Source organism: uncultured Corynebacterium sp. (genome assembly GCF_902782855.1).
Lineage (GTDB): Bacteria > Actinomycetota > Actinomycetes > Mycobacteriales > Mycobacteriaceae > Corynebacterium.
The window spans coordinates 1-7948 of record NZ_CACZOO010000350.1; the positions used below are offsets into that span (position 1 = coordinate 1).

Consider the following 7948-nt stretch of genomic DNA (forward strand, 5'->3'; position numbering starts at 1 on the left):
CACCGACAAGGTCGACACCGAGGTCCCCTCCCCCGTCGCAGGCACCCTCGTCGAGATCCTCGCCGACGAGGACGACACCGTCGATGTAGGCGCCGTCATCGCCCGCATCGGCGACGCCTCCGCCACCGCCGCGCCTGCCGCGAAGGCGGAACCCGCCCCGAAGGCGGAGACCGTCGAGACCGTGCCTCCCGTCCGGGTGTCCCCTGAGGAAGCTCCGGAGGAAGCACCGGCCGCGAAGCCCGCCGCCGGCAACCTCCCCTACGTCACCCCGCTGGTGCGCAAGCTCGCCGAGAAGCACGGCGTCGACCTGTCCACCGTCACCGGTTCAGGTGTCGGTGGCCGGATCCGCAAACAGGATGTGCTGGCCGCCGCCGGGAGCGGTTCGGCAGAGGCCGCGACCACCGCTCCCGCCGGCATCGTGCTCAAGGGTTCCGATCCGGCGAAGGCCGCACTCCGCGGCACCACGCAGAAGGTCAACCGGATCCGGGCGATCACCGCGAAGACCACCCTCGCTTCCCTGCACGGTGCGGCACAGCTCACCCAGGTCCATGAAGTCGACATGACCCGCGTCGCCGAGCTGCGTACGTCAGCCAAGGCCGCCTTCCGGGACAGGTACGGTGTCAACCTCACGTACCTGCCCTTCTTCGCCAAGGCTGTCGTCGAGGCTCTGCTCGCCCACCCGAACGTCAACGCGTCCTACAACGCCGACACCCAGGAGATGACCTACCACGGGTCCGTGAACCTGAGCTTCGCCGTGGACACCCCGGAGGGCCTCATCTCCCCGGTCGTCCACAACGCCCAGGATCTGTCGCTGCCGGAGCTGGCCCAGGCGATCGTCGACATCGCGGACCGGGCCCGGAGCAGGAAGCTCAAGCCGAACGACATCATGGGCGGCACCTTCACCATCACCAACATCGGTTCCGAAGGCGCCCTGACCGATACCCCGATCCTCGTGCCGCCGCAGGCCGCGATGCTGGGCACCGGCGCCATCGTCAAGCGACCGGTGGTGATCTCCGAGAACGGACAGGACGCCATCAGCATCCGCCAGATGGTCTTCCTTCCGATGACCTACGATCACCAGGTCATCGACGGTGCCGATGCCGGCCGCTTCCTGACCAGCATCAAGGACCGCCTGGAGAACCACGACTTCACCGGGGACCTCGCTCTCTAAGTGCCCTCTAGGCGTCCTCCCCCGGTACGTCAGCCGGTCACCGGCGAACGCCGCCCCGGTTCCTCCCTTCGACGGGGAGGTGCCGGGGCGGTTCCTTTTGTCGCGAGTAGGATCGGTGCCCATGGGCTTCCAGCACGGATCTATCCGCAACACCTCAGACCCGGTCGACGTCGTCGACCTGCACACCGTGGACTATCTCGACGCCTGGCGGCACCAGGCCGAACTAGCCCGACAACGGGCTGCGGAGAAGATCCCGGACACCCTCCTTCTCCTTCAGCATCCCTCGACCTACACCGCCGGCAGACGCACCCAGCCCGAGGACCTCCCGACCAATGGTCTGCCGGTCATCGATGTCGACCGCGGGGGCAGGATCACCTGGCACGGCCCCGGTCAGCTCGTGGCCTACCCGATCATCAGACTCGACGACCCGATCGACGTCGTCGACTACGTCCGACGTATCGAGGAGGCGGTCATCGCCACCTGCCACGACCTCGGTCTCGATACCGTCGGGCGTGTGACGGGACGCTCCGGTGTGTGGCTGCCCGCCGGCGTCCGTGACGGACAGTTGCTGCCGGCCCGCAAGGTGGCGGCGATCGGCATCCGGGTGACCCGGGGTGTGACCATGCACGGTGTTGCGCTCAACTGCGACAACACCCTGGACTTCTACGATCACATCGTGCCCTGCGGGCTACCGGACACCGGCGTCACCACACTGAGCGCCGAACTGGGACGCGACGTCACCATCGGTGAAGCGACCCCGCTGCTGACCCGGCACCTCATCGACGCCCTGGAGGGCACTCTCGCGACCACGGTCACCGACGTGCCCGATGAGCTCGCGCACGGCCCGGTGGGGAGTGCATCCGATGCCCTGTGATCACCGTGAGCGTCTTCGACGTCCGGCCATCCGCCGCGTAGGGTGGGCACTGTGACTATCGCTGCAGACGGCCGACGACTTCTGCGCATCGAAGCCAAGAATGCGCAGACCCCCATCGAGCAGAAACCCCGCTGGATCCGGACCACGGCCAAGATGGGGCCCGAGTACCGGGACATGAAGAACCGTGTCTCCGGTGCGGGGCTCCACACGGTGTGCCAGGAGGCGGGGTGCCCCAACATCCACGAGTGCTGGGAGGACCGGGAGGCGTCCTTCCTCATCGGCGGCGACACCTGCTCGCGTCGGTGTGACTTCTGCCAGATCAAGTCCGGCAAGCCCTCCCCACTGGACCGGGACGAGCCGCGACGTGTCGCCGAGAACATCCGCGAGATGGACCTGCGCTACGCCACCATCACCGGCGTGACCCGCGACGACCTCGACGACGAGGGCGCGTGGCTCTACGCGGAGATCGTACGCAAGGTCCACGAGCTCAACCCGAACACCGGTGTCGAGAACCTCACACCCGACTTCTCGGCGAAGCCCGATCTACTCGCCGAGGTTTTCGAGGCACGCCCGGAGGTCTTCGCCCACAACCTGGAGACCGTGCCGCGGATCTTCAAGCGCATTCGCCCGGCGTTCCGCTACGACCGTTCCCTCGAGGTCATCCGCGCGGCCCGGGATTTCGGTCTGGTCACCAAGTCCAATCTCATCCTCGGCATGGGCGAGACCACCGATGAAGTCCGTGCTTCCCTGGTCGATCTGAAGGACGCCGGCTGCGACATCATCACCATCACCCAGTACCTGCGTCCGACGAACATGCACCACCCCATCGAGCGGTGGGTGAAACCGGAGGAGTTCCTGGAGCACTCCGAGTTCGCCAGGGAACTCGGGTTCGGAGCGGTGATGTCCGGTCCGCTGGTGCGCTCTTCGTACCGTTCGGGGCGTCTCTACGCCGAGGCGAAGGCCGCCCGTGGTGAGGCACTGCCGGAGCATCTCTCCCATCTGGGTGACAGTCTCGGCTCCTCCACCAGTCAGGAGGCCAGCACCCTTCTGGAGAAGTACGGCGCTTCCAAGGAGACTCCGGTCGCCTCTGCACGACGGTGATGCTCTAGACTGGGCGCCATGGCGAAAGACCCCCGGGAGAAGGAAAACAAGCGGCTCGAGAAGGCCGCCAAGAAGTCGCGGCGCAAGCAGACCCGCGGCCAGATGTGGCAGGCGTTCCAGCTGCAGCGCAAGCGGGACAAGAAACTGGTCCCCTACATGCTGCTGGGGCTGCTGGTCCCGGTGGCCCTCCTGCTGCTGTTGAGCCTGGTCTTCGGGGCCTGGTGGTTCAACCTCGTTCTCGGTCTGCTGATCGGCGTGGTCGCCGCGATGGTCATCTTCTCGCGGCGGCTCCAGGCCGGCGTCTACGACCAGATCGAGGGACAGCCCGGCGCCGCAGCCTGGGCCCTGGACAATCTTCGCTCGGGTGTGGGCATGAAGTGGATCACCCAGGCCGGCGTGGCCACCAACACCCACATGGACGCCGTCCACCGCGTCGTCGGTACTCCTGGTGTCGTCCTCGTCGGCGAGGGCAGCCGTTCCCGTCTGAAGCCGCTGATGGCGCAGGAGCGTCGTCGGTTGGCCCGTATCATCGGCGACACCCCGATCTACGACATGTACATCGGTGACGGCGAGGATGAGGTCGAGGTGCGCAAGATCCAGACCGCGCTGATGAAGCTGCCCCGCAACATCAAGAAGAACGAGGTCGACGGGCTGAACAGCCGCATCGACTCCATTGCCAGGCTCAGTTCCCGCGAAGCGTCCCTGCCGAAGGGACCGCTGCCCCGCCAGGCGAACATGTCCGGAATGAACCGTCGTGCCCGTCGCGCCTCCGAGCGCAACAAGCGGGGCTGACCCTGACCTGTCCGCTACCGGGTCCTGATCACCGCGGTACCTGTGGCGCGGTCGTGCATGCCACGACTGTCGGTGTCCTGGATGATCGGTGGGAACAGGAACACGGTGAGGATCGTCCGGACGATCGCGCGGACGAATCCCACCCGTTTCTCCGTGTCATCCACCCGTGCGACGCCGATCCCCAGGATCGCGTGACCCGGTGACTGGGCGAACAGCCAGACGGTGATGACACGCCAGAGAATGAAGACGATCATCGTACCGGTGGCGACGTCGCCCAGGGCGTCGGTCTGGGAGCTGATGAGTGCCGCGATGCCCCAGCACAGGCACCAGTCGATGAGAAGAGCGAGCAGCCTCGGCGCCAGTGGGGCGACCGAACCCGCACCGTCCTTGGGCAGTCCGAGGAGCTTGCCCGGGTACGGGCTGAGGTCCGTCGGGTCCTCGAACTGCCCGGGAACCTGAGGGCCCTCCAGCCACACCGGCTGGGCGGCACGTGCTGCGCGCCGTTCCCGCCGTTCCCGCTGCTGATGCTCCTTCGGGGTCTTCCCGCCCGGGTCACTGCCCCTGCTCTGCTGCTTTGCCATGGTAGCCAGCCTACCGGGGTGCCGTAGCGGCCACCCAACCCGTCCCGTAGGCTTGAAGAAGGCCCCTCGTCCGGGGTCCCGGCGAGTGTTACATGTCGGTAACACTGGATTGACGACCGGGCAACAACCCGATAATAAGCTTGTTCCCAGACTCAGCCACCGCGGTGGAACACTGCGGGAAACCGAGGCTGTGCCGACCATGACTGCAAGGAGTCCCACAGTGGCATTCACAACGGCCGAAGAGGTCACGAAGTTCATCAAGGACAACGACATCGAGTTCGTTGACGTCCGGTTCACCGACGTCCCGGGTGTGGAACAGCACTTCACCATCCCCGCCGCCGCCTTCGACGAGGACGCCGTCACCGACGGTCTCGCCTTCGACGGTTCCTCCGTCCGGGGCTTCACCACCATCGACGAGTCCGACATGAACCTTCTCCCGGATCTGGCCACCGCGAAGGTCGACCCGTTCCGGAAGACGAAGACGCTGAACATCAAGTTCTTCGTCCACGACCCCTTCACCCGTGAGCCCTTCTCCCGCGATCCGCGCAACGTCGCCCGCAAGGCCGAGGAGTACCTCGCCTCCACCGGCATCGCGGACACCTGCAACTTCGGCCTGGAGGCCGAGTTCTACCTCTTCGACAAGGTCAGGTACTCCACCGACATCAACAACTCGTTCTACGAGGTGGACTCCGACGAGGGCTGGTGGAACCGCGGCAAGGACACGAACCTCGACGGCACCCCGAACCTGGGTCACAAGACCCCGGTCAAGGGCGGTTACTTCCCGGTCCCGCCGATCGACCAGACCGGTGAGGTCCGCGACGCGATGGTGAAGAACCTCATCGCCGCCGAGTACGAGCTCGAGCGCTTCCACCACGAGGTCGGCACCGGTGGACAGCAGGAGATCAACTACAAGTTCAACACTCTGCTGCACGCCGCGGACGACCTGCAGTCCTTCAAGTACATCATCAAGGGTACCGCCGGTCAGTTCGGCAAGTCCGCGACCTTCATGCCGAAGCCGCTCGCCGGCGACAACGGTTCGGGTATGCACGCCCACCAGTCCCTGTGGAAGGACGGCAAGCCGCTGTTCTTCGACGAGAACGGCTACGCCGGCCTGTCGGACCTGGCCCGCTACTACATCGGAGGTATCCTCCACCACGCCGGCGCGGTCCTCGCCTTCACCAACCCGACGCTGAACTCCTACCACCGTCTGGTTCCGGGCTTCGAGGCGCCGATCAACCTCGTCTACTCGCAGCGTAACCGGTCCGCCGCCGTGCGTATCCCGATCACGGGGTCCAACCCGAAGGCCAAGCGCCTCGAGTTCCGTGCGCCGGACCCGTCAGGTAACCCGTACTTCGGTATGGCCGCCATGATGCTCGCCGGTCTCGACGGCATCAAGAACCGCATCGAGCCGCACGCCCCGGTCGACAAGGACCTGTACGAGCTTCCGCCGGAGGAGGCAGCATCCATCCCGACCGCGCCGACCTCGCTGGAGGCAGCGCTGAAGGCTCTGGAGGAGGACAACGAGTTCCTGTCCGAAGGTGGCGTCTTCACCGACGACCTGCTGGACACCTACATCTCCTACAAGTACGACAACGAGATCGCCCCCGTCCGCCTGCGCCCGACCCCGCAGGAGTTCGAGATGTACTTCAACTGCTAGGAACTCCCCCTACCAGTCACGGCTCACCCCTGCTCCCGGCTTCCGCCGGGTGCGGGGGTGTTTGCTTTCCCCGAAAGGACGCCAGACATGACTACCGCCTTCACCACGGACAACACCACCCGCACAGTGGCCGCCCGGGGTGTCGCCTCGCTCGGAGAGCCCCTGCACAGCCTGCAGATCACCCGCCGGGCCCTGCGCGACGACGACGTCCGGATCCGCGTCGACTACTCAGGTATCTGCCCCTCCGACATCCACAACGTCCGCGGTGACTTCGGAGACAAGCCGGTACCCCTGATGGCCGGCCACGAGATCATCGGCACGGTCGTCGGCACCGGGTCCGCGGTCGCCCGCTTCTCGGTCGGTGACCGGGTCGGGGTGGGCTGTTTCTGCGACTCCTGCGGCCACTGCGACGCCTGCCGGGCCGACGAAGAGGGCTACTGCGAGAATGGCACGGTAATGACCTACGCCAGTGAGAACCGGTACACCGACGGGGAGGTGGCCCAGGGCGGCTACGCCACCGAGATCGTCACCAGGGACAGCTTCGTCCTCCGTGTTCCGGACTCCCTTGATCCGGCGGCCGCAGCTCCCCTGCTCTGCGCCGGGATCACCACCTACTCCGCGCTCAAGCACTGGGGCGCGGGCCCCGGACGCCGCGTCGCCGTCGTCGGAATGGGCGGGGTCGGCCGCGTCGCCGTGAAGATCGCGGTGGCGATGGGTGCGGAGGTCACAGTGCTCTCCCACTCGGAGTCCGAGCGGGACGAGGCACTGCGTTTCGGTGCCGTGGACCTGATCTCGACCGCCGACGGCAGTTTCGCGAAGACCTGTTCGCGCCGCTTCGATCTCATACTCAACACGGTGAGTGTGGACCTCGACACCGCTGCCTACATGGCGACACTGCGCTTCGACGGTGTCATGGTGCAGATAGGACTGCCGGAACAGCCGCTGAGTGTCCCGGTACGCGTGCCCACCGGACAGCGGCGGTCCCTGGCTGGCCCACTTGGTCGGCGGGATCGCCGAGACCCGGGAGATGCTCGACTTCTGTGCGGAGCACGGTGTGGCCGCGGACATCGAGCTCATCGACGCCGCGGACGTCGACGACGCCTACGACCGGGCGGCCCGCTCCGACGTACGCTACCGCTTCGTCATCGACGCGGCGACGATCTGCGGCTGACCAGGTTCAGCCCCGCAGACGGTCCGCCTGGGCCTGTGCCAGGCCCTGGACGACCGCTTGGTCGACGTCACCGGTGCTCTCGGCGGTGAACCAGGTCCCGTTCACCTGCCCGCTGATGCGCATCTGCGAGGAGGTCTCGGTCTGGCCCTGCGCGCTGACCGTCGTGTCCACTCGTGTCGCAACGAGATTGTCCACCCCGTTGAGGGTCAGGTCGAGCGCGGTGGTCTTCATCGACATGTTGATGCCCACGTCGGCCATGGATGCCTTCGTACCGTCACAGGCGTAGGGGTCTCCCGTGGGGGCCGTACCGGCACTCAACGCCACCAGGGAGTTCTGCGGGTCCGCATCCTTGGCGTAGGTGGAGGTCGGGCCGCTCTGCCCGGTGCCGAGGAGCTGACGTTTCTGGTTGAACTGCTCCTGGCAGGCCGGGGAGTCGAAGCTGAACTGATCGAAGATCTGGTTCATCTGCTGCACGGCGGCGGGGTCAGCCTGGTTTCCACTGGTATCGACCCAGGTGAACCCGGCCGGGGCGTCGTCGGGCCCCAGGATCGCGGTGGCGGGGTCCACCACGGTGGCGTCGGCCACCTCACCGCCGCCGGAG

8 protein-coding genes are annotated in these 7948 nt (G+C 66.5%); 6 read left to right on the forward strand and 2 right to left on the reverse strand.

The window, feature by feature from the left end; all coding sequences use genetic code 11:
- From sucB to QZV72_RS14195, 4 genes are all read left to right on the forward strand, one after another.
- Positions 1-1171, forward strand: a 1171-nt coding sequence (sucB, locus tag QZV72_RS14180; protein ID WP_297009335.1) for a 2-oxoglutarate dehydrogenase, E2 component, dihydrolipoamide succinyltransferase, incomplete at its 5' end; no start/stop codon positions are given.
- A gap of 121 nt (positions 1172-1292) precedes the next feature.
- Complete coding sequence (gene lipB / locus QZV72_RS14185; protein WP_297009336.1) at positions 1293-2045, forward strand: lipoyl(octanoyl) transferase LipB; 753 nt, start codon at positions 1293-1295, stop codon at positions 2043-2045.
- Between the two features lie 51 nt (positions 2046-2096).
- Positions 2097-3146 (forward strand): lipoyl synthase, encoded by a 1050-nt coding sequence (gene lipA, locus QZV72_RS14190; protein WP_297009337.1) that lies wholly within the window; start codon positions 2097-2099, stop codon positions 3144-3146.
- 18 nt (positions 3147-3164) lie between these two features.
- The gene (locus QZV72_RS14195) at positions 3165-3938 is read left to right on the forward strand and encodes a DUF4191 domain-containing protein (RefSeq protein ID WP_297009339.1); all 774 of its coding nucleotides are present in this window, start codon (positions 3165-3167) and stop codon (positions 3936-3938) included.
- 14 nt (positions 3939-3952) lie between these two features.
- Here the strand turns inward: QZV72_RS14195 and QZV72_RS14200 are convergent, their stop codons facing one another.
- Positions 3953-4519 carry an RDD family protein gene (locus QZV72_RS14200; protein ID WP_297009341.1) on the reverse strand — a complete coding sequence of 189 codons (567 nt, stop codon included), beginning with the start codon at positions 4517-4519 and terminating at the stop codon, positions 3953-3955.
- Positions 4520-4739: 220 nt separating this feature from the next.
- On the opposite strand from QZV72_RS14200, the gene glnA reads away from it, so the two are divergent.
- Together glnA and QZV72_RS14210 are read left to right on the forward strand one after the other, a co-directional pair.
- The gene (gene glnA / locus QZV72_RS14205; RefSeq protein WP_297009343.1) at positions 4740-6176 is read left to right on the forward strand and encodes a type I glutamate--ammonia ligase; all 1437 of its coding nucleotides are present in this window, start codon (positions 4740-4742) and stop codon (positions 6174-6176) included.
- Between the two features lie 87 nt (positions 6177-6263).
- Positions 6264-7436: an NAD(P)-dependent alcohol dehydrogenase gene (locus tag QZV72_RS14210; RefSeq protein WP_297009345.1), complete on the forward strand. Its 1173-nt coding sequence runs from the start codon at positions 6264-6266 to the stop codon at positions 7434-7436.
- Here the strand turns inward: QZV72_RS14210 and QZV72_RS14215 are convergent.
- Positions 7354-7948, reverse strand: a 595-nt coding sequence (locus QZV72_RS14215) for a hypothetical protein (RefSeq protein ID WP_297009347.1), incomplete at its 5' end; no start/stop codon positions are given. The two genes, QZV72_RS14210 and QZV72_RS14215, sit on opposite strands and share 83 nt — an antisense overlap.